Below are 21,457 nucleotides of genomic sequence, written 5' to 3'. Positions count from 1 at the left end.
CCGCTCTTTCTAATCGATTTTATCGACCTTAACCAAAATACGCAGCTTGCTCTGGCTGGTTTGCCGAAGCCGGGCCAGCGTTCCGCTGCCGCTGCGTCGACTGTCTTCATCGATACCGCCCAACTCCACCCACTCGCCGAGATTCACCCGGATCGTGGATTGGGCTTGCTGGGTTTCAATCTGACCGCGCGCGTTGAGTTTGTCGGACCACGGCGAAACCTCGAGGATGGCGTGCTCGCCTGCCAGCCTGGGCGTGACGGCAAAGCCCGCCGTCGCATCGATAAAGGTGGTCGTGCTGGACGCTGTCGGGCCATAGCCCGAATCATAAATCTGTAGGGTTTCTGTCGGATACGTGCTGCCGGCCTGAATATAGGCCGTATTGCCTTCCAGGGAGCGGATGGTTTGCGTGCTTTCATTGGCGTACTGGTCCTGGGTTCGATAATAATGGCCGTACGCGCTGGCGCGGGCTCTGGATAAATCATCGATTGGGCCACGGACCCTGACCCTGGCGGCGGCATTGAGTTCGTCGGCGGTCAGATGCCGGCTCTGCATGACTGTAATCACCACATTGTTCAGGCGGGTATCCAGCTTGTTGACGAGCGTTTTGATTTCAGTCAGTCGCTCAGGCGTGGTCTTGATCACCAAGTTGGAGCCGTCGGCAATCGCGTGATCGGCATAATCCAGCAGGGGCTCGAGCAAGGGCTGTATTTCGGAAGCGGGCCGGTTTGCAAGCGGGATGACTTCAATTACGGTTTGCCCTGCAAAGGCTACGTTGCCGAACAAGACCATGAACATCAATGACAGAAGTGTTTTATTCAACGCAAACTCCACGGGCAACGTTTGGGCATGGGCGACTTGTCCAGTCGCCCGTTCAGACCGGGGTTACATGCCCTGATACAGTTCCAGATACTGCTCGGCACTGTGTTGCCATGAAAAATCTTTTTTCATGCCATTAATCTGCACTTTCTTCCAGGTCTCTGGCATGCTGTATAAAATCAGCGCACGCTTGACCGCTTCCATTAAGGAGCCGGAAGTGGCGTCATTGAAGACGATGCCGGTAGCGGTATTATTACTGATGGTTTCAGGCAAGGCGTCAACGACGCTATCGGCCAGGCCGCCGGTTTTGCGAACGATCGGCAGGGTGCCGTAGCGCTGGCTGTACATTTGATTCAGGCCGCAGGGCTCGAACCGCGACGGCATTAAAAAAATATCGGCGCCGGCCTCGATAAGATGGGCCAGCGATTCGTCATAGCCGATAGTGATCGCTATTTTCTCGGGATATAACTGCGCAAAATCCAGCAGTTTTTGTTCGAAGGTCTTGTCGCCGCTGCCGAGCAGTACAAATTGCATGGGCATGGCGGCCATTTCGGACAGGCAGTCTATCAGCAGGTCTATGCCTTTTTGCTCGACCAGTCGGCTGATCAGTCCGATGACTGGTATCTTCTTGTCAGCCGGCAATAATAGCTTCTTCTGCAGGGCCGTCTTGTTAAGTTGCTTGTCCTTAAGCGATTCCGCCTTATAGCATCGCTCGATATAAGGGTCGGTAGCAGGGTTCCACAATTCGGTATCTATGCCGTTTATGATGCCGCTTAGGACGTCCTTGCGGTACGTCAACAGGCCCTCCAGGCCGTAACCCAAAGCCGGCGTTTGAATTTCCCGCGCATAAGTCGGGCTGACCGTGGTGATGCGGTCGGCATAAACCAGCCCCCCTTTAATGAACGACAACATGTTATGGAATTCCAGTCCATAAGGCTGCCATAACTGTCCCGGTATGTTTAATGTGACTGTGCTGGAGGCCGGAAACAGGCCTTGATAGGCCATGTTGTGTATCGTGAATACGGTCGCGGGCCGGTCATGCTCCAGAGATAACAAGGCCGGGACCAGACCGCTTTGCCAGTCATTGCAGTGCACGATATCGGCTTTCCAATTCTGCTGTGCCCGATCCATGGCGATTTCGGCGGCGATGCGGCAGAACAGAGCGAAACGTTCGGCATTGTTGGGCCAGTCGTTGCCGTGCTCGTCATGGTAGGGGTTGCCGGGGAAACTGAAAAATTCGGGATAATCGACCAGCCAGACGATAACGGCGCTATCCGGCATGCGGGTTTCAAGGATATTGACATCGCGGTTGTCGACGCGCACGGAACAGAGAAAACGGACGTCGCCATGGATTTTCAGGGCCTGATAATTCGGCATGATCAGACGTACATCTTGCGATAATTCAGCCAGGGCCTTGGGCAGGCTGCCTGAAACATCAGCGAGGCCTCCGGTTTTGATCAGGGGGTGTGCTTCGCTGGTGACAAAAAGTATTTTTTTCATATATCTCGTTTTGCGATTCTTATAGCTTTAGGATTACGGCTCCTAAGGGGGGCAAGGTAAGACTGATGGAGTGAGGCTGATTCATCCAGGCAACAGGTTCCGATTGAACCCGGTCATTGCCGATGTTGCCGCCGTCATAATAAGCGGAATCGGAGTTGAAGATTTCAGTGTAGTCGCCGGCTTCCGGAACGCCGATCCGGTAGTGTTCCCGGGTGACCGGCGTAAAGTTAAGAATGATGAATAAATCCTCGTGCTTGTTTTTTCGGCGGTAACTGATGATGGACTGCTGCACATCATGGCAGTCGATCCATTCAAATCCGTGATGGTCGAAATCGTGCGAATACAGGGCCGGATGCGTTTTATAAAGGTTGTTCAAGTCTTTGATCAGTTTTTGCACACCGCGATGGTGTGCATAATCCAGGACGTACCAGTCCAGGGCCCGGTTGAAATTCCATTCAGTGCCTTGTCCGAATTCGCAGCCCATAAACAGCAGCTTTTTACCCGGATAGGTGTACATATAGGTGTATAACAGCCGCAAATTGGCAAAGCGTTGCCATTCGTCGCCAGGCATTTTATTGACTAACGAGCCTTTGCCATGCACGACCTCGTCATGTGAGAAGGGCAGGGTAAAGTTTTCGGTAAAGGCATAGAGCATGCCGAAGGTTAGCTGATCATGATGGTACTTGCGATGGATGGGTTCCTGGCTCATATACGCGAGGGTATCGTGCATCCAGCCCATGTTCCATTTCATGGAGAAACCCAGTCCGCCGGTCCAGGTCGGCCGCGTTACCTGCGGCCATGATGTGGATTCCTCGGCCATGATGACGGTGCCGGGATGCCGGTTGTGCGTGACCGTGTTGAGTTCCTTCAGAAAGTCGATGGCTTCCAGGTTCTCGTTGCCGCCATACATGTTCGGAATCCAGTCATTCGGCCCGCGCGAATAGTCCAGATAGAGCATTGAGGCCACGGCATCCACTCTCAGACCGTCAAGATGGAATTCTTCCAGCCAGAAAATGGCGCTGGACAGCAAAAAGTTTTTCACTTCGTTGCGGCCGTAGTTGTAAATCAGCGTGCCCCAGTCGCGGTGCTCGCCTTTGCGCGGATCTTCATGCTCGTAAAGCGCGCTGCCGTCAAAACGGGCCAGGGCAAAATAATCCTTGGGGAAATGCGCCGGTACCCAGTCCAGAATGACGCCTATGTCATTTTGATGGCAGGTATCGATAAAATAACGGAATTCATCCGGAGTTCCGTAGCGGCTGGTCGGGGCGAAGTAACCGGTAGTCTGGTAGCCCCATGAGGCATCCAGCGGATGTTCGGTCACGGGCAGCAACTCGATATGGGTAAAGCCCATTTCTTTCACGTAGTCGATAAGTTGCGTGGCTAGTGCCCGGTAATTGAGAAAATTGCCCTGGGCATCGCGTTTCCATGAGCCTAGATGGGCTTCATAGATAGACATCGGCTCATGCAGCCAATCGTGGCTGGCTCGGCGGCTCATCCAGCGATGGTCCTGCCATTTGTAGCTGTCTTTATCAACCACGATGGAGGATGTTTTCGGGCGAAATTCAAACTGTTGTCCGTAAGGGTCGGTCTTGATCAGGACCTCATTGCTTTCCCGGTTCAGTATTTCAAATTTATATAACGAGCCGGCTTTCAGTCCCGGGATAAATAACTCCCAGATGCCGCCGCTCCCGAGATTTCGCATCGGATGGCAACGCCCGTCCCAGAGATTGAAGTCGCCGATTACGCTAACCCGGCCGGCATTGGGCGCCCAGACCGCGAATAACACGCCTTCAATATCATCAACGCTATGCAGATGAGCGCCCAGTTTTTGGTAGATGTGCCAGTGGCGGCCTTCTCCGAATAAATGCCGGTCGAATTCCGATAACTGCACCGGAAAATCGTACGGATCATAATTCTCATGCGGCTGGCCGTCTTTATCTATCCAGGAGAGCTTATAATGTTTTGGCAATTCTCCATTTTCGGCGGTATATTCAAAAAAGTCCGTACCGGTAATTCTCTGGAATGGTTGATCGGTCTTTTCCAGGAAAACGGATTCAGCGTAAGGCATATAGACTTTGATCTGAGTCAGCTTGTTCTTCTGATGGCGACCCAAAATTGAAAAAGGATCATGGTGCCTGGCTTCTATAATTTTAATAGAATCGGAGTCAAGCGTATTGGTCGACTGCTTTTTCACTTTGAATGCCCTCTGTTTAGTAAGATAATGACTTTGCAAATATTACCAAAATTAAACAACAGTTGTGAGCCTATTCCACATGGAGATCAAAAATGTCAGCATCCAGTAATCAGCATCATGATCGTTTTGTCAGTCATTTAACACGTAACACAATTGCTTTAATACTAGCCGGTGGGCGTGGCTCGCGTCTGGAGAATATGACGGATTGGCGGGCCAAGCCCGCTGTTCCTTTCGGCGGCAAGTTCAGGATTATTGATTTTCCGCTATCCAACTGCATCAATTCCGGCATCCGCAAAATAGGCGTTCTTACCCAATATAAAGCTGACTCGCTGATTCGCCATATTCAGCAGGGATGGGGATTTTTACGCGGCGAATTTGGTGAATATGTTGATTTAATGCCGGCCCAGCAAAGGCACGCCGAAGGATCCTGGTACGAAGGGACGGCTGATGCAGTTTATCAAAATATCGATATTCTGCGCAGCCGCAACCCGGAATTCATTCTGGTGCTGGCCGGTGACCACATCTATAAGATGGATTACGGCCCCATGCTGGCCGACCATGTCGAAAGAAATGCCGATTTAACGGTTGGTTGTATAGAGGTCTCGCTGCAGGATGCAACAGCCTTCGGCGTTATCGATGTCGATGAAAACCGGCGCGTCAAGTCCTTCATTGAAAAGCCGGCAAATCCGCCGATCATGCCGGGCAGAACCAATACGGCATTGGCGTCCATGGGCATTTATATTTTCAATGCGGGGTTCTTGTATGAGCAATTGATTAAAGATGCCGATACGCCGGGCTCGCAGCGCGATTTCGGCAAGGACATTATTCCTTCCATTATTGATAAATATGTGGTGAATGCCTATCCATTTTTGGATTTGCAAAGCGGTGAGCAAAGTTACTGGCGCGATGTAGGTACTATCGATGCTTACTGGTCCGCTAATATGGAATTGATTGGCGTTAAGCCGGATCTGAACCTCTATGATAAAACCTGGCCGATCTGGACGTATCAGGTACAGGCGCCTCCGGCCAAGTTTGTTTTCGATAATGACAAACGGCGGGGGTTGGCTGTCGATTCCATGGTATCGGGAGGCTGCGTGATTTCCGGATCAAAGGTCCGGCATTCCTTATTGTTCTCTAATGTCAGGGTTAATTCTTATACAACTTTGCAGGATACCATCGTTCTGCCTGAAGTTAATATCGCGCGCCACTGCCGCATCACCAAAGCAATTATAGAAAAAGGTTGCGAGATTCCGGAAGGTACGGTTATCGGCGAAAACAGGGAGGAAGATGAAAAGAGATTCTATGTCAGCCCCGGCGGAGTTGTATTGGTCACCCCCGATATGTTGGGGTACAGAAGGCATTATGTCAGATAACAGGCGGGGCGGTTCGGGTTTGGAAAGAAAGGTTTCATGTTAATCCAGATGAGGTGGTTTCATTACGCCGGATGGGTAAGGACAAAGCAGACGACATTATGTTAAAAAAGAAATTGAAGTTAGTATTGTGCTGGCACATGCATCAGCCGGAATATAGAGATTTACAGGTAGGCGAGTATAAACTGCCGTGGACGTATCTGCATGTGATTAAAGACTACGTCGACATGGCGGCGCATCTGGAAGCGGTGCCGAAAGCCAAGGCGGTCGTAAACTTTGCGCCGATTTTGCTGGAGCAGATAGAGGATTATGCCAAGCAGGTCAATAGCTATTTGCATGATGGCATTTCAATTACCGACCCGCTTCTGGCCGCATTGGTTGAACCGAGCATTCCTGCCGATCCCGATGATCGTCTGAAGTTGATTAAGGACTGTATGCGCGCCAACCATGAAAGGCAAATAAATCGTTATCCCGCGTTTAAAAAACTGGTGGAGATGGCCGAATGGCTTGAACATCATCATGAGTCTTTAAATTACGTTAATTCCCAGTTTATCAGCGATATCCTGGTCTGGTATCACCTGGCCTGGATGGGCGAAACCATCAAGATTACAGACAGCAGAATAAAACGCTTAATAGAGAAAGGCTTCGGTTATACCCTGCATGAAAGGCTGGAAATCATAGAGATTATCGGTGAGCAACTGGCCAGCGTGATTCTCAGATATAAGGTGCTGGCCAGAAAAGGTCAAATTGAATTGTCGGTTACGCCCTATGCGCATCCTATCATGCCGCTTTTATTGGATTTGAACTCTACGCATGAGGCCATGCCGGATGCGCCTCTGCCGGAGTTGGACGCTTATCCGGGCGGAGAGGAGCGGGTCAGATGGCATCTTGAAAAAGGCGTGCAGACGTTTAAGCGCTTTTTTGGCTACAAGCCGAAAGGATGCTGGCCTTCGGAAGGCAGCATCAGCGAGCCGACCTTGAGACTGCTGGATGATTTTGGATTTGAATGGGCGGCAAGCGGTGGTTCAGTGCTGCATAACAGTTTAAATCTGATTGAAAATGCGGAAAAGCCAAGCTCGCATCATCCGTTTAGACTTAAAAATACCGATATCGCCTGTTTTTTCCGCGATGACGGATTATCCGACTTGATCGGTTTTGAGTATTCCAAATGGCATGCTGATGATGCAGTCAGTGATTTGATTCATCATCTGGAAAATATCGCCATGCATGAGCCGGGCGATGCGCTGGTTTCCATCATCATGGATGGTGAAAACGCCTGGGAGTATTTTCCAGCTAACGGGTATTACTTCCTTAGCGCTTTATACAAACGACTGGCCAGTCACCCGGATATTGAATTAACGACTTTTTCAGAAGCCTTGAAACATAAAGTGGAAGTTAAATCCTTGCCCAGATTGGTTGCCGGCAGTTGGGTCTATGGCACTTTTTCAACCTGGATAGGCGATGCCGATAAAAACCGCGGATGGGATATGCTCGGTGACGCGAAATGGGCCTTCGACAAAGTCATATCCACAGGGCGCTTGACTGATGAGCAAGTGCATAAAGCAGAGTTACAGTTGGCGGTTTGTGAGGGTTCCGACTGGTTTTGGTGGTTTGGCGATTACAATCCCGGTGAGGCGGTCAGTAACTTTGAAAAACAATTCCGTCTTAATTTAGCTAATTTGTATAGATTATTAGGGGAAGAACCTCCTGCTTATCTAGCCATGTCGTTTACACAGGGTTCGGGTGCTCCAGCGATGGGCGGCGCAATGCGGCCCGGCATCGAACATATATAATCTCTAAGCAGGAATAACATGTTAAACAAGCGCCGTGCCGGTATTTTATTGCATATCTCATCGTTGCCGGGAGCCGGCAGCCACGGGGATTTGGGTCAGGAAGCGTATCATTTTGTAAATTTTCTCGCCGATACCGGTATCACTGTGTGGCAAACACTGCCCTTGGGCATGACTCATGCGGATGCATCGCCTTATCAATGTTTATCCGCTCACGCAGGTAATCCGGCGTTCATTAATATCGGCTGGCTGGTTCAAAAAGGCTGGCTGCATCCGCCCGGAAGCGGCCTGGATTACCGAAATGTTTCGAACTCGGATAAAAGCAGCTTGATAGCCGAGGCTTTCCAGGGGTTTTTAGATCATGCCGAGTCACAGGATAAGGCGCTGTTTGCGCAATTCCGCGAGGAGAAAGGGTTCTGGCTGGACGATTTCGCCGTATTTATTGCGCTCCGGAATGAGTTTAATCAGCTTTGCTGGAATCAATGGCCGGAGCATTTCAAGGAAAGGGATGTAAAAGCGATTAAAGAAGCGCGGCGCCGTTTAAAATCGGAAATCGAGAGAATTGAATTCGAACAGTATGTCTTTTTCAGACAATGGCTGGAATTAAAAGCCTATGCTAAACAGCATGGCGTGCTGCTATTCGGCGATATTCCTATTTTCGTATCATACGACAGCGCTGACGTGTGGGCTAACCGTCAGGTTTTCAAGCTGGACGAGACTGGTCAAATGTCCGTCGTCGCAGGTGTGCCGCCTGATTATTTCTCCGCTACGGGCCAGCGTTGGGGAAACCCTCATTATGACTGGGAATATCTGGAGCATACCGGGTTTCGCTGGTGGGTTGAACGCATGCATACGCAGCTCGAACTGTTCGATATTTTACGCATAGACCATTTTCGAGGGCTTGAGGCGGCGTGGGAGATACCGGCCGATGAAGAGACGGCGGTTAATGGGGAGTGGGTTAAAGCGCCCGGCAAGGCCCTGCTGAATGCCATAAAAGCCGAACACGGATCGATTCCCCTGGTTGCCGAGGACCTGGGGGTCATTACCCCTGAAGTCGTGGAATTGCGAGACGAATTTGATTTGCCGGGCATGAAGATTTTGCAGTTCGCTTTCGGCAGCGGCCCCGATAATCCCTATTTGCCGAACAATTACGTGAAAAATTGCGTGGTTTATACCGGTACTCATGACAATGATACGACTTTAGGCTGGTCTCAAGCATTGAGTGAGGAGGAAAAAAAGTTCGTTTACGAATATCTTGGCAACCCGTCGCTGCCCTTGCACTGCGCTCTGATACAAGCGGCCTTGGCATCGGTTGCGAATCTGGCGGTGATCCCCATGCAGGATATTCTGGAATTGGATAGCCATCATCGAATGAACACGCCCGGCACAATTGAAGGTAATTGGCAGTGGCGCTTCCAATGGGAGCAATTATCACATGAGCGGGCTGTCAGGTTAGGCCATCTGGTGAAAATGTTTAACCGCATTCAATAATTAAAGAGCAGGCTGGGCGGCCTTGGCGAGGCCGCCCGGGGAAGAACGACTTAATCGTCGTCCTCGTGTTTGACCTGTTCCGGTATCGGTAATAAAGGAACGTTATAGCTTTTAATGATTGCTCGTATCTGATCGGCTTTAGCGGCAATTAGTTTGTTGAGCATTTCCTGTCTTGCCTTGTCGCCGTAGCGCACCCCCATCGCTATTGAAAAATCAAATTTCATGCCGTGGGTCGATTGCATCGGAATCATTGTAATACTGTCTTTCGGACTTTCGGAGACGACGTAGCCGGCCATCGGTCCCCAAAGAATAACCATGTCGATTTTTTTCGCCTGCAAATCCTCCAATATCTGCATGGCCACGTTGTGTTTATCATCGCCCGACATGCTCTGGTAAGGAATGCCCTGATCGAGCAGGCCATTTTTTTGCAGCCAGGCTGTTCCGGGGCCGCGGTCAAACATGGCGATTTTCAGTGCCTCCTGGCGTTCCAGCGGCAGTTCGGCCAATTGCGCGAGATCCTTTATATCGTCCCAGCCCCGCCCCTTGGCAATGAGCAGAACATAAGTCGAATGATAATACGGCGATGTCGTCAGTGTGAGGTCATAATCGGCAGGTACGCCCATGATGACGTCACACTTATACTCTTCACTTTCCACATCCGTATCTTTTAATGGCGCCTTCAAGGTGTTGCGAACAAAGCCCAATCGTTGAGGAAACCAGGTGTATTCAAGTGTCTGTCCGAGTTCCTTGGCAAACAGCTCGGCTATTTTATTTTCAAAGCCGTCTTGGTTTTTTGTTGAATAAGGTGGGTTCAAGGGATCTGCGCAGACTTTGAATTTTTCTTCCGCCATGGCTGAAAATGTTACTGCGGTCAGAAATAACCCGGCAAGTATTTTTTGAATCTGATGCGAAGCCCGCATTAAGTTCTCCTTGGTAAATTGAACAAGTTAGAACAACTAGTTTACTGCATAACGAGTTGTTTTTTAAATTAGAAGTTAATTCAAGGCGGGTGGGCGGGGGAATTCGGGCAGCACCATGTCCGGCGCGATTTTAAGTTCCACGAAGATTTTTGTTAATAGCTTTTTTTCTTCATCAATAATTCTATCCCTTAATCCATAGGGATACTGGGTGGTGCAGGCGGCGGCAATATCCAGACAATATTCAAAAACGGTAGAGCGTCTCGGCTCGGATAACGACGTAGAGGCAATGGCCCTTAATTCCTGCAACAATCGGCCGGAAGGCCGGTTATGGGCAAAACGATCAAGGAAGGCATTGGCATCATCAATGCTGACGGCCTGAATGCCGGCTACGCGATCCAGAAAAGCAATATGCTCGATAAGGAAGTGATAAAGAATTCGCAACTCGCCGGGCTGATTTTGGCCATCGGCCCATATGATTTCAATTAAGGGAATTAAATCCAGAAAATAAAAATCGGCCGGACGCAGGTTGAATTCAGCCATTAATCGATCGAATGCATGTTGCGGCGACATGGTGTGGTGTTTCGGATAAGTGAAAAATGTAACTATAGCCTAGGTTGATGTTATGTCCAGTTTCAGGGTATTAAACGCTAAAAAAAAGCCCTGGCCGAGATAAATTCGGTCAGGGCTTTTTAGAACCAATCTAAAAATCAGATCGATTTATTAATTAGGTAATGCGAATACAGTTAATGTACCACCTAATTTAGTGAAAGAGCTCAAGCTTCTGTATGCGCCAACAGCACCTAAACCTTCAGAGTTTGAATCTGCTTCACCGGAGTCAAGACCTGCAGCGATACCGATACCAGCCCAGCCGCCGATACCTGAAAGAACGCCAACGTATTGTTTGCCGTTGTATTCCCAGGTATTAACGTTGCCGATGATGCCGGAAGGTGTCTTGAATCTGTACAACTCCTTACCGGTTTTAGCATCAACTGCTTTCAGGTAGCCTTCTAGAGTGCCGTAGAATACGACGCCGCCGGCTGTGGCAACAGAACCTGACCATACAGAGAATTGTTCTTTGTTGGACCAGACAATTTTGCCGGTTTTAGCGTCAAACGCTGTAAACTGGCCCAGGTTGGTTGTATTGTCAGGCTTGCCGGTCATAACGTCCGCGCCAGCAGGCTGCATGGTCAGGGTGGCGCCTACATAAGGCTGGCCGGCTGTGTATGAAACTTCGAATGGTTCGTAGTTCATGCACAAGTGGTTGCCAGAGATATAGAACAGGCCTGTGTCAGGAGAGTAGGAAACAGGAGCCATGTTTTTAGCACCTAGCGCCGCAGGGCAAACGCCTTCAGTGTTAACGTCTTCACCATTGTGTTCGGTAGAGTATTCAGGAACAACTTGAGGACGGCCAGTTTTCATGTCAACGTGAGTAGCCCAGTTGACAGATTTGTCGAATTTCTCGGCAACCAGTAATTCACCCGTTTCACGGTCCAAGGTATAGCCAAAACCGTTACGGTCGAAATGCACGATAGTTTTGTGCATTTTGCCTTTGACTTCCTGATCAACCAGAACAGTTTCGTTGATACCGTCGAAATCCCATTCATCGTGAGGCGTCATTTGGTAAACCCATTTAACTTCCCCGGTGTCAGCATCACGAGCCCATAATGACATGGACCATTTGTTGTCGCCAGGACGTTGAGTAGGATTCCATGTGGACGGGTTGCCTGATCCGTAATAAACCAGGTTCAGTTTAGGATCATAGCTGTACCAGCCCCAGGTTGTACCGCCGCCGATTTTCCATTGGTCGCCTTCCCAAGTGCTTAAGCTCGAGTTTTCGCCAACTGGAGTAACTTTGCCGTCTTTCCAGGTGGTTGTCTTTTTAGGATCGATCAGCGTGTCGCCGTCTGGGCCCATGCTGTAGCCTTTCCAGGTCAGTTCGCCGGTTCTGATGTCATAAGCGGCCAGGAAGCCGCGAACCCCGAATTCACCGCCGGAAATACCGGTCAGCACTTTGTCTTTAATGACTACTGGCGCTTGAGTGTTGGTCATGCCCAGTTTCGGGTCGCCGTTTTGTACGCTCCATACGCGTTTGCCGGTTTTAGCGTCTAAAGCGGTTAAAACGGTATCGGATTGTTGCAGGAAGATTTTGCCATCGCCGTAAGCCAAGCCGCGGTTGACAGTGTCGCAGCACATAACCGGAATAGTAACGTCAGCGTCTTGTGTTGGTGTGAATTCCCAGATTACGGATTGCGTTTTTTGATCAATCGCGTAAACAGTGTTGGGGAATGGGGTATGGATGTAAAGAACATCGTTAACCACCAGTGGGCCGCCTTCATGACCACGTAACACACCGGTAGAGAAAGACCATGCTGGTTGCAGGTTTTTCACGTTGTTTACGTTGATTTGGTCCAGTTTGCTGTAACGAGTACCGGCGTAGTTACCACCCCAAGTAGCCCAGTTAGCTGGGTTTTGAGTCAGTTTCTCTACTTCGCTGTTAGCAGTTGAAACCGCTGGCGCAGCCAGAATTGCAGCCACACTTGAAGCAAGCAGCCAACTTTTTAAAGGCTTCTTCATATATATTTCTCCTGATATTCTGCTAATTAGACAGAATACTGATTATGTTTTTTTAAGACTAATATTAGTTCTAAAGCTTTTGGGTGACTTTTTCTGTTTCGTTAAAAGGAATTTTTCCTGGTCACTCCAGACGCCTAAATTTAATGATTTTGCCCCAAAAGTCAACTCTTAAGGTAGTTATAAGGTCTTTCTGGGGTCTTGGGTCAATATAAAATACAATCGCGAATCGATACTAATTCCTTAAAGTAGAACACATACTGCACATAGCGTCCTGGGATTTTGCTGATTATTTTTTAATTTTCCGGTGCTGGCCCGGGGGCGGCAAGCGTGGGTCCGGAATATGGCTTCCTTGAGCGTAATGCGACTTATGCCGAAGGAGCTGAACTTATGCGTTTTTAGTCTTTTGATTAAGGAATGGTTCCCGTTTCGTTCGCGATAAATATCTGTCAGGCCGGAATTCGCTCAGCCGGTTAAAGAGTTTCAACACGGTAACCGTTACGATTCCAGCACAGAATTTCGCCCGCATCTTTTTTCCAGGCGGCGAGTACAAGACGCTGGCCGGGCCGGCCGTCTATTTCAAAGTGATGAATGCCCGGGCGGTGGGTATGGCCGTGAATCAGGCGTAGACAGTTATGTTCGCGCATAACCGTTACTACTGTGTATTGATTGACATCCATGATTTCCTGCGTTTTTTTGCGTTTATGAAAGTGGCTGCGAAAGCGGTACCAGCGCGCCATCAGCAGGCGCAGAAGCAGCGGTTTCGATAAGACATAGCGCTTCCATTCCGGAGTATGTGATTTTGCTCTAAAGGCCTGATAGGGCAGATCGTCGGTACAGAGCAAATCGCCGTGCGTGAGCAGGGTAGGTATGCCAAAAAGATCAATGACCACATAATCATCGATCAGGATCACGCCGGTTTCCTGGCTGAACCTGTCACCCAGCAGGAAATCACGGTTACCTTGCTGCAGATAAACTTTTATGCCTGCATCGGTCAGTTGTTTCAGGTGTTTTTTAATTTTACGGTTGGGAGGCGTGGGGTCATCGTCGCCTATCCAGGCATCAAAAAGATCGCCCAGGATATAAACGGCCGCGGCCTCGGGCGCGCGCTTGTCAAGAAAGTCAATAAATCGACGCGTGATTTCAGGTTTGTCCAGGGAAATGTGCAGATCTGAAATAAAAAGAATGTCTTTATTCATGGAGGATATAGGTGCAAAATCCGTGGCGGAACAGTGGGTTTCCGCCACGGATTTCAGGTGCTCGTCTTCGGCTGTTTTATGCCGGGGCGCTTATTCGATAACTTCGGCTTTTTCGATGACGATGTCGGTTTTGGGAACGTCCTGGTGCGGGCCGCGATTGCCTGTCGGTTGCTTGGCCATGGCATCAACTATGTCCATGCCTTCAATCACTTCGCCAAAAACGGCATAACCCCAGCCATTCGGTGTCGGGCTGGTATGGTTCAGGAATGAGTTGTCCTTGTAGTTGATGAAAAACTGCGCGGTTGCGGAATCGGGGTCCGGCGTGCGGGCCATGGCGATAGTGCCGCGATTGTTGGGCAGGCCGTTATTGGCTTCGTTTTTGATGGGGTCATGCACGGCTTTTTGGTTGAAGCTTGTGTCGAAGCCGCCGCCTTGCGCCATGAAGCCGGGAATGACGCGATGGAAAACAGTACCGTTATAAAAACCTTCGTTAACATACGTCAGAAAATTTGCCGATGAAATGGGCGCTTTTTCAGGGTTTAGCTGGACAATGATTTCACCGAGCGTCGTCGTTAATTTAACTTTTGTTTGAGTATCAGACATTTTGTTTTCCGTTGCAAAAGAGAAAGTTGTTGTTAGAAACAGCATCAGGGAAAGAACGAGGATGCGCATGGGTTTCCTTTGTAAGTGATACAAAGGGCAGATTCTATGTGTTTTTATCTTGAAAGAGAAGTATGCGCTTGGTAAATTGTGCGGTTTTGTTTATATACTTACACACCCATTTCATCTGACAGCCTGTTTTGCAAAAGTCGGTTACGGGCGCTGAGCAGCGGATTTTTTTAACTGTAATGACACGGCAATTAATAACTCAATGCTGAAAATATATAACACCCTGACTCGGAAAAAAGAACTGTTTCAACCGCGCGAAGCCGGCAAAGTCGGCATGTATGTCTGCGGTATGACGGTCTATGATTACTGCCATATCGGTCATGCCCGCGTTATGGTCGTGTTTGACACGGTCGCGCGCTATTTTCGTTATCTGGGGTACGAGTTGACATACGTGCGCAATGTCACGGATATCGATGACAAGATCATTCAGCGGGCTAATGAAAACGGCGAAGACTTCGGCAAGCTGACCGAGCGTTTTATCGAGGCCATGCATGAGGATGAGCGCGCGCTGTCGGTGCTGCCGCCCGATATCGAACCCAGGGCCACGCAGTCCATCGCACAGATTATTGCCATGATTGAGTCTTTGATGGCCAAGGGATTGGCTTATGTCGGCGGCAATGGCGATGTATTTTATTCGGTGGACAAGTTTAAAAACTACGGCCAGCTGTCGGGGAAGAACCTGGATGATCTGCAGGCCGGCGAACGCGTTGACGTGGACCTGGCCAAGCAGAACCCGATGGACTTCGTATTATGGAAAATGGCCAAGCCCAATGAACCGGCCTGGGAGTCGCCCTGGGGGGAGGGGCGCCCCGGCTGGCATATCGAATGCTCGGCCATGTCGACCTGTTGCCTGGGCAACCATTTCGATATTCATGGCGGCGGCATGGATCTGCAGTTTCCCCATCATGAAAATGAAATCGCCCAGTCGGAAGGCGCAACCGGCGAAAAATTCGTTAATTTATGGATGCATAATGGCTTTGTGCGCATCAATGAAGAGAAAATGTCCAAATCGCTGGGCAACTTCTTTACGGTTAGGGAAGTGCTGCAGCGTTACCGGCCGGAAATCATCCGGTTCTTTATTCTTTCCAGCCATTACCGCAGCCCGTTAAATTACTCCGATGAACATCTGAATGAGGCCGGAGCGGCTCTGACACGGCTTTATACGGCCTTGCGCGGCGTCGACGTTGTGCGGGCAACCCTGGAAAACGAGTTCAAAACACGCTTTGAGCAGGCCATGGATGATGACTTTAACACGCCTGTGGCCTTGTCCGTCATATTCGATCTGGCCAGGGAGTTGAATAAAGTCAAGGAAAACGATAGGGAAAAAGCCGGGCAACTGGCGGCTACATTAAAATATTTAGGCGGCCTGCTGGGTCTCTTGCAAGATGACCCCGATACTTTTCTTAAAGGTCGAGCCATGGCTGGTTCAGATGCCGGTTCGGGTTTATCCGATGATCAGATTGAGCAGCAAATCCAGGCGCGTCTTGATGCCAAAAAAGCTAAAAACTGGGCCTTGGCCGATCAAATCCGTGATGAACTAAAACAGCAGGGCGTTATTCTGGAAGATGTGCCGGGCGGCACGAATTGGCGCCGGGAATAAATTACAATAAACATTCAAGCTCCCGCACAGGTAAAGCCAATATATGATCTCAGAGCAAGCTGTGTGCGAATTTGTCTGCGAGAATAGAATTAATGATTAAGTGAAGGGTAGTAATGAGCGAAATTAAAGATAAATCAGTCCAGGTGTTCCTTGATGAACTGGCCAGTAAAGCGCCTACGCCTGGCGGTGGCAGCGCCGCGGCCGTCATGGGGGCGCAATCGGCCGCTTTGACCAGCATGGTGTGCAACCTGACCATCGGCAAGCCTAAATACGCCGAGGTCGAAGCTGAAATGCGGGCATTGCTGGAAAAATCGGAAGCCCTGCGGGAAAAACTGATCGGCATGATCAAAGCCGATGTGGATGTCTTTGATCGCCTGATGGCTACTTACGGCCTGCCGAAAGAAACCGAAGAGGAAAAAACGGCGCGCAGTGCGGCGATTCAGGCGGTATTGAAAGAAGCGACCGATGTGCCCTTGGCTTGTGCCCGTGCTTGCGCGGAAGCGATTGAACTAAGCCGCATTGCAGCGGATAAGGGTAATCTGGGCGTGATCAGCGATGCGGGCGTGGCCGCGATGGCCGGTTACAGCGCTTTAAAAAGCGCGGCGTTGAATGTGTATATCAATGTCGGCGGTCTTAAGGACAGAGACTTCGCCGAGGCGAAGCTGGCGGAACTGGAGCAGATCATGCAAGGCGCGGATACTGCCGCGGAAGCGGTTTATCAAGTCGTTAAGGCCAAGTTGTAGGCGGCAGTTTCTGGTGTCGAATGAGGCGCGGGATCTGTTTGGTCGTGGCGCGAAATGGCATGATTTCAATGGCTTATGTTTTGTTTGAAAAATAACTATAAAATTAATAAAAAAAGAGTTGACGACGAGGAGGCGCATCGCTATCATAGTCAGCTCTTCAAGGGTGGTTGAGAAGTTTAACAAGCCATTAGTTAAGAAGATTGTCGGGGTATAGCGCAGTTTGGTAGCGCGCCTGCTTTGGGAGCAGGATGTCGGGGGTTCGAATCCCTCTACCCCGACCAATTTGCGCTTGTAGCTCAACCGGATAGAGCACCGGCCTTCTAAGCCGGGGGTCGCAGGTTCGAGTCCTGCCAAGCGCGCCATTTCTTGAGAAGTCCCTATTATGGTGAGCGTAGCTCAGTTGGTAGAGCCCCGGATTGTGATTCCGGTTGTCGTGGGTTCGAGCCCCATCGTTCACCCCATTCATTTCAATTGCCACTCGTCGCTTTTGAAACCTCATACGCTAAAGTTTAAGCCTTCTTTTCAGCAGTCCTGCTGTTTATCAAGTCCAATCCTGGCATCACCGAATTAGTTCTGTCAATAAGCCGTCTTGCATGGCGTAGATTCCGATCCTGTTTTCATGCTCGAAATAAGCGGGTTTCGCTATTTAAAGATGACTGCTGATCCAGCGCACGATATCCGCGGCACTCATGGCGCCTGACTGACGGGCAATTTCCCGGCCGGCTTTGAAGATGATCATGGTAGGAATGCTGCGAATATTAAATTGAGCGGCGATGCCTTGTTCCTGTTCCGTATTAAGCTTGGCCAGACGCACCTTGGGCTCCAGATGGACCGCGGCCTGGGCGTAAGCCGGCGCCATCATTTTGCAAGGTCCGCACCAGGGAGCCCAGAAATCGACAACAACAGGCATATCATTACGCGAAATATGACGTTGAAACTGGCTGCTGTCTAATTCCAGAGGCTGTCCCGTAAATAAAGCCTGTTTACAGTTGCCGCAATGGGGCCGGTCGTCCAGACGGTCGGATGGAATTCGGTTAATGGTATGGCACGAAGGGCAAACAATATGCAAGGAGCTCATTTGAAAATTTTTTTAAAGTTCAGGTAAGCTTCGATATAAGGTCATCAAGTTTAAAAATCAATATGCCTCATCCTGAATTACGTTTTTTGGTTTAACAGGATGCACGCTTCCGTCTCTCATACCAATGGTATAGGTACGACCGAAACCGACGACGTATCGTCCGCTTTCAGGCTGTAAAGCAAATAAATGAAAATCCGATAAAGACCGAAGCAGGCTGACGACTTTGCCGAATTTCGTCCCCAGCGCGTGCAACTGAACGTTGTAATCTTCATCATCCTGCAAAATTTCCTTGACCTTACAGCTGAATACAACCCGTTCGCGCGCAAACAGGTTAAGTGATTCGGATTCCGGCCGGACAAACATGACCGAAGCCTGCGGATTCTGCAACAAATTAACCGTGTGGCTGGCCAGCTCGCTGACAAAGATATAAAAGCATCCTGATGGGGTCTGTACAAAGGGGGCGTAACTGATATCGGGAATACCGTTTCCTGTAGCGGTCGATAGCAATAATGTCTGTTGCGAGGCTATCAGTTTACGATAATTCAAGGTTATGTCGTCGAGATCTTCGATTTCGTTCATTTTATGCGAACTCCTCGTGCGTAAAGTCGTTATGGGATATTTTTCCCCTTACTCAATTTCAAGGCTTTTTTGATCAGACCAGTTTAGGGGCAAAATTACGCCCGGCATTGGGTTCATTTTCGCCATTTCAGGCGGGTAATATTGATTATCAAACGATGCCGCGTTTAAAATTGACAAAATGGCTTAAATAACAATTAAATCCTGTCTCAAACTCGGGTCTTATTTCATTCCCGTTCCTTAGAAGGTGGCGCGAATGCATGATGGAGAACGGTTCAATGTCATCAGTCATTTGCTGGGCGCGCTAGCCGCGTGCGTCGGACTGATTGTGCTGGTCGTGCTGGCCGTACGGCAGGGCGATATGTGGAAAATTGTCAGCTTTAGCGTCTATGGAACGTCCCTGGTGTTAGCTTATACGTTTTCCACGCTCTATCACGGCTTGCAGGGCAAAGCCAAGAAAGTGTTCGCCGAACTCGACCATCATGCGATCTATCTCTTGATTGCCGGCACTTATACGCCTTTTACGCTGGTAACGCTGCACGGCAGTTGGGGTTGGTCAATATTCGGAATCGTCTGGAGTCTGGCGGTGCTGGGGAGTTTGCTGGAGTTGCTGTCCAGAAAAGAGCAGCGTGTTCTGCCGGTGGTGATTTATCTCCTGATGGGCTGGATTATACTGATCGCGATCAGACCCTTGCTGCGGGTCATGCCGATGGAAGGTTTTTTCTGGCTCTTGTCGGGAGGGCTGTTTTATAGCATAGGCGTGGTGTTTTATGCGCTGGATGACAGAGTCAGGTATTTTCATAATATATGGCATATTTTCGTATTGGCGGGCAGTGCCAGCCATTATATTGCGGTGCTGTTATTTGTCGCTTGATGCCTGCTCTGACCGATGACTTAACCGCTGGTATCGTGATAGCGTAGGAACTTTGATCATCCGGACCGTTTGCAGCGGTTCAGGCGCTTGAGGGTTGTCCGCCGTTTCTCAAGCCGACTATGTGCGCTTGTTATCGGATTCGGATATGATAGCTTAATCATCTATTTATAAGCCGTTTTTGTTGGTAATCCTTAACTGTGGTTTTAACGCATTGAAAAACTCCGCTGGCTTAGACAATCTGCATTTTTTTATCCGGCTTGCCTTGCCGCTAGTGACCGTTTTGTCCGCCGGGTGTTCTCATGAGCCTAAAATCCGTCCGGTCTGGCCTGCACAGTCGCAACTGCCGCCGGTGGTCAATTATGCCCTGAGCCTGCAGGGTGTTCCTTATCGCTACGGCAAGGCCTCGCCGCGGGAAGGCTTCGATTGCAGCGGTTTTATCAAACATGTTTATGAACACCAGGGCATCGCCTTGCCGCGCACCACGCGCGAAATGGCTCAGGTTCTGCCGCCAGTCTCGATACATCAACTTAATTCCGGCGATCTGGTTTTTTTTAATACCAATGGCTATCCTTTTTCCCATGTCGGCCTGTATATCAGCGATAATAACTTCATTCACGCCCCTAGCCAGCGTACCGGCAAGGTCCTGGTGTCCAGCCTTAACAATCAATACTGGCGGCAACATTTAATCGGCGCGCGCCGGCCCGGGCAGTGGCATTAACGGAAATTCGTTCTCCTGAGAAAGCTATTCATGCAAGCGGCACCCCCCCGGACAAAAATCTATCAACAGCTTTATTTTCAAGTACTGACGGCTATCGTCCTGGCTATTTTACTTGGCCATTTCCTTCCTGAAACCGGCGTCGCCATGAAGCCTCTAGGCGACGGCTTTATCAAGCTGATCAAGATGATCATCACACCGATCATTTTCTGCACCGTGGTCACGGGTATCGCCGGCATGCGCGATATGAACAAGGTCGGGCGCGTCGGCATCAGGGCGCTGGTTTATTTCGAAGTCGTCAGTACATTGGCGCTGGCTATCGGGCTGGTTGTCGTGCATGTCATCGAGCCCGGCGCGGGCATGAATATCGACGCCAGTACGCTCGATGCGAGAAGCCTGTCCGCCTATACCACGGCGGCGAAATCGGGGGGCGCGGTGGAATTTCTGCTCAACATCATTCCCACCAGTGTCGTTGATGCCTTCGCCAAGGGCAACATCCTGCAGGTGCTGCTGTTTGCATTATTATTCGGTTTCTCCCTGGCGGCGTTGGGAAAGCTGGGCGAAGACGTCACGGTGTTCATCGACAAGATTTCGCAGGTGCTGTTCGGCATCGTGGCGACGATCATGAAGCTGGCGCCGATCGGCGCTTTCGGCGCCATGGCCTTTACCATCGGCAAATATGGCATCGCCTCGCTGGCGCCGCTGGCGAAATTGATGGGCAGCTTTTATCTGACCTGCCTGCTGTTTGTTTTTATCGTGCTGGGGCTGATCGCGCGATTGACGGGATTCAGCATCCTGAAGTTCATCCGCTATATCAAGGAAGAACTGCTGATCGTGCTGGGCACGTCTTCCTCGGAATCGGTACTGCCGCGCATCATGCTGAAAATGGAGAAACTGGGCTGCTCGAAATCGGTGGTGGGGCTGGTGATTCCGACCGGGTACTCGTTCAACCTGGACGGCACATCCATTTACCTGACCATGGCCGCGATCTTCGTCGCGCAGGCCACCAATACGCCGCTGACGCTGACCCAGGAATTGACCATACTCGGCGTTCTGCTGCTGACCTCGAAAGGCGCATCGGGCGTGACCGGCAGCGGTTTTATCATCCTGGCCGCGACGCTTTCGGCCATCCCGACCATTCCGCTGGCGGGACTGGCACTGATTCTCGGCATAGACCGTTTTATGTCCGAGGCACGCGCGCTGACCAATCTCGTCGGCAACGGCGTCGCGACCGTAGTTGCCGCCAAATGGGAAAACGAACTGGACGAGCGGCAGCTTGATGCAGCGCTTAACGGGGCTGGTGAGGCGGCAGAGTTGCCGGAGGCTTGACCCGACAGCCGATTACATTGCT

Annotated in this window: 18 protein-coding genes and 3 tRNA genes; 11 read left to right on the top strand and 10 right to left on the bottom strand. The window is 50.2% G+C overall.

Annotation, left to right across the window (positions count from 1 at the left end; translation table 11 throughout):
* Positions 1-9: 9 nt before the first annotated feature.
* The 3 genes from EK22_RS05380 to glgB all read right to left on the bottom strand — a co-directional run bounded on the left by EK22_RS05380 (position 10) and on the right by glgB (position 4,510).
* Positions 10-819: a hypothetical protein gene (locus EK22_RS05380; protein WP_235209225.1), complete on the bottom strand. Its 810-nt coding sequence runs from the start codon at positions 817-819 to the stop codon at positions 10-12.
* A gap of 63 nt (positions 820-882) precedes the next feature.
* Entirely contained in the window at positions 883-2,316 is a 1,434-nt protein-coding gene (glgA, locus tag EK22_RS05375; RefSeq protein ID WP_036248770.1) for a glycogen synthase GlgA, read from the bottom strand.
* Positions 2,317-2,335: 19 nt separating this feature from the next.
* Entirely contained in the window at positions 2,336-4,510 is a 2,175-nt protein-coding gene (glgB, locus tag EK22_RS05370; protein WP_036248768.1) for a 1,4-alpha-glucan branching protein GlgB, read from the bottom strand.
* Positions 4,511-4,602: 92 nt separating this feature from the next.
* Here glgB and glgC point away from each other — a divergent pair, with 92 nt between their 5' ends.
* The 3 genes from glgC (at position 4,603) to malQ (ending at position 9,161) form a co-directional block, all read left to right on the top strand.
* Positions 4,603-5,883, top strand: a complete 1,281-nt coding sequence (gene glgC / locus EK22_RS05365; RefSeq protein ID WP_027147022.1) for a glucose-1-phosphate adenylyltransferase — start codon at positions 4,603-4,605, stop codon at positions 5,881-5,883.
* A 98-nt stretch (positions 5,884-5,981) separates the two neighbouring features.
* Complete coding sequence (locus tag EK22_RS05360) at positions 5,982-7,673, top strand: glycoside hydrolase family 57 protein (RefSeq protein WP_036248948.1); 1,692 nt, start codon at positions 5,982-5,984, stop codon at positions 7,671-7,673.
* Positions 7,674-7,691: 18 nt separating this feature from the next.
* A complete protein-coding gene (malQ, locus tag EK22_RS05355) occupies positions 7,692-9,161 on the top strand; it encodes a 4-alpha-glucanotransferase (RefSeq protein WP_020157814.1) in 1,470 nt (489 codons plus the stop codon).
* 50 nt (positions 9,162-9,211) lie between these two features.
* Here malQ and EK22_RS05350 read toward each other — a convergent pair whose 3' ends face one another.
* The 5 genes from EK22_RS05350 to EK22_RS05330 all read right to left on the bottom strand — a co-directional run bounded on the left by EK22_RS05350 (position 9,212) and on the right by EK22_RS05330 (position 14,523).
* Entirely contained in the window at positions 9,212-10,081 is an 870-nt protein-coding gene (locus tag EK22_RS05350) for a quinoprotein dehydrogenase-associated putative ABC transporter substrate-binding protein (protein ID WP_020157813.1), read from the bottom strand.
* A 75-nt stretch (positions 10,082-10,156) separates the two neighbouring features.
* A complete protein-coding gene (locus EK22_RS05345; protein ID WP_198014458.1) occupies positions 10,157-10,621 on the bottom strand; it encodes a tellurite resistance TerB family protein in 465 nt (154 codons plus the stop codon).
* 180 nt (positions 10,622-10,801) lie between these two features.
* The gene (locus EK22_RS05340) at positions 10,802-12,655 is read right to left on the bottom strand and encodes a methanol/ethanol family PQQ-dependent dehydrogenase (RefSeq protein ID WP_036248765.1); all 1,854 of its coding nucleotides are present in this window, start codon (positions 12,653-12,655) and stop codon (positions 10,802-10,804) included.
* 470 nt (positions 12,656-13,125) lie between these two features.
* Positions 13,126-13,851, bottom strand: a complete 726-nt coding sequence (gene lpxH / locus EK22_RS05335) for a UDP-2,3-diacylglucosamine diphosphatase (protein ID WP_036248762.1) — start codon at positions 13,849-13,851, stop codon at positions 13,126-13,128.
* 90 nt (positions 13,852-13,941) lie between these two features.
* Positions 13,942-14,523 (bottom strand): peptidylprolyl isomerase, encoded by a 582-nt coding sequence (locus EK22_RS05330; protein WP_036248761.1) that lies wholly within the window; start codon positions 14,521-14,523, stop codon positions 13,942-13,944.
* 199 nt (positions 14,524-14,722) lie between these two features.
* Here EK22_RS05330 and cysS point away from each other — a divergent pair, with 199 nt between their 5' ends.
* The 5 genes from cysS (at position 14,723) to EK22_RS05305 (ending at position 17,324) form a co-directional block, all read left to right on the top strand.
* The gene (cysS, locus tag EK22_RS05325) at positions 14,723-16,120 is read left to right on the top strand and encodes a cysteine--tRNA ligase (RefSeq protein ID WP_036248760.1); all 1,398 of its coding nucleotides are present in this window, start codon (positions 14,723-14,725) and stop codon (positions 16,118-16,120) included.
* Positions 16,121-16,233: 113 nt separating this feature from the next.
* Positions 16,234-16,863, top strand: coding sequence for a methenyltetrahydrofolate cyclohydrolase (gene fchA / locus EK22_RS05320; protein WP_036248758.1), 630 nt, complete (start codon positions 16,234-16,236; stop codon positions 16,861-16,863).
* A gap of 204 nt (positions 16,864-17,067) precedes the next feature.
* Positions 17,068-17,144 (top strand) — tRNA-Pro (locus EK22_RS05315).
* A gap of 4 nt (positions 17,145-17,148) precedes the next feature.
* A tRNA-Arg gene (locus EK22_RS05310) sits at positions 17,149-17,225 on the top strand.
* A gap of 23 nt (positions 17,226-17,248) precedes the next feature.
* Positions 17,249-17,324 (top strand) — tRNA-His (locus tag EK22_RS05305).
* A gap of 185 nt (positions 17,325-17,509) precedes the next feature.
* On the opposite strand, the gene trxC is transcribed toward EK22_RS05305, so the two are convergent.
* Both trxC and EK22_RS05295 read right to left on the bottom strand, forming a co-directional pair.
* Positions 17,510-17,941, bottom strand: coding sequence for a thioredoxin TrxC (gene trxC, locus EK22_RS05300; protein WP_036248755.1), 432 nt, complete (start codon positions 17,939-17,941; stop codon positions 17,510-17,512).
* A 57-nt stretch (positions 17,942-17,998) separates the two neighbouring features.
* Positions 17,999-18,520, bottom strand: coding sequence for a HugZ family pyridoxamine 5'-phosphate oxidase (locus EK22_RS05295; RefSeq protein ID WP_020157805.1), 522 nt, complete (start codon positions 18,518-18,520; stop codon positions 17,999-18,001).
* 253 nt (positions 18,521-18,773) lie between these two features.
* On the opposite strand from EK22_RS05295, the gene EK22_RS05290 reads away from it, so the two are divergent.
* The 3 genes from EK22_RS05290 to EK22_RS05280 all read left to right on the top strand — a co-directional run bounded on the left by EK22_RS05290 (position 18,774) and on the right by EK22_RS05280 (position 21,435).
* Positions 18,774-19,391: a PAQR family membrane homeostasis protein TrhA gene (locus tag EK22_RS05290; RefSeq protein ID WP_036248752.1), complete on the top strand. Its 618-nt coding sequence runs from the start codon at positions 18,774-18,776 to the stop codon at positions 19,389-19,391.
* A 211-nt stretch (positions 19,392-19,602) separates the two neighbouring features.
* On the top strand, positions 19,603-20,109 hold the full coding sequence (locus tag EK22_RS05285; RefSeq protein ID WP_020157803.1) for a C40 family peptidase: 507 nt from the start codon (positions 19,603-19,605) through the stop codon (positions 20,107-20,109).
* A gap of 30 nt (positions 20,110-20,139) precedes the next feature.
* Positions 20,140-21,435: a dicarboxylate/amino acid:cation symporter gene (locus EK22_RS05280; protein WP_036248749.1), complete on the top strand. Its 1,296-nt coding sequence runs from the start codon at positions 20,140-20,142 to the stop codon at positions 21,433-21,435.
* Positions 21,436-21,457: the final 22 nt, after the last annotated feature.

It is taken from the genome of Methylobacter sp. BBA5.1, from assembly GCF_000746145.1.
GTDB lineage: Bacteria > Pseudomonadota > Gammaproteobacteria > Methylococcales > Methylomonadaceae > Methylobacter > Methylobacter marinus.
Note: the sequence above shows the minus strand (reverse complement) of the source record. Positions and strands in the feature narration are given on the sequence as shown.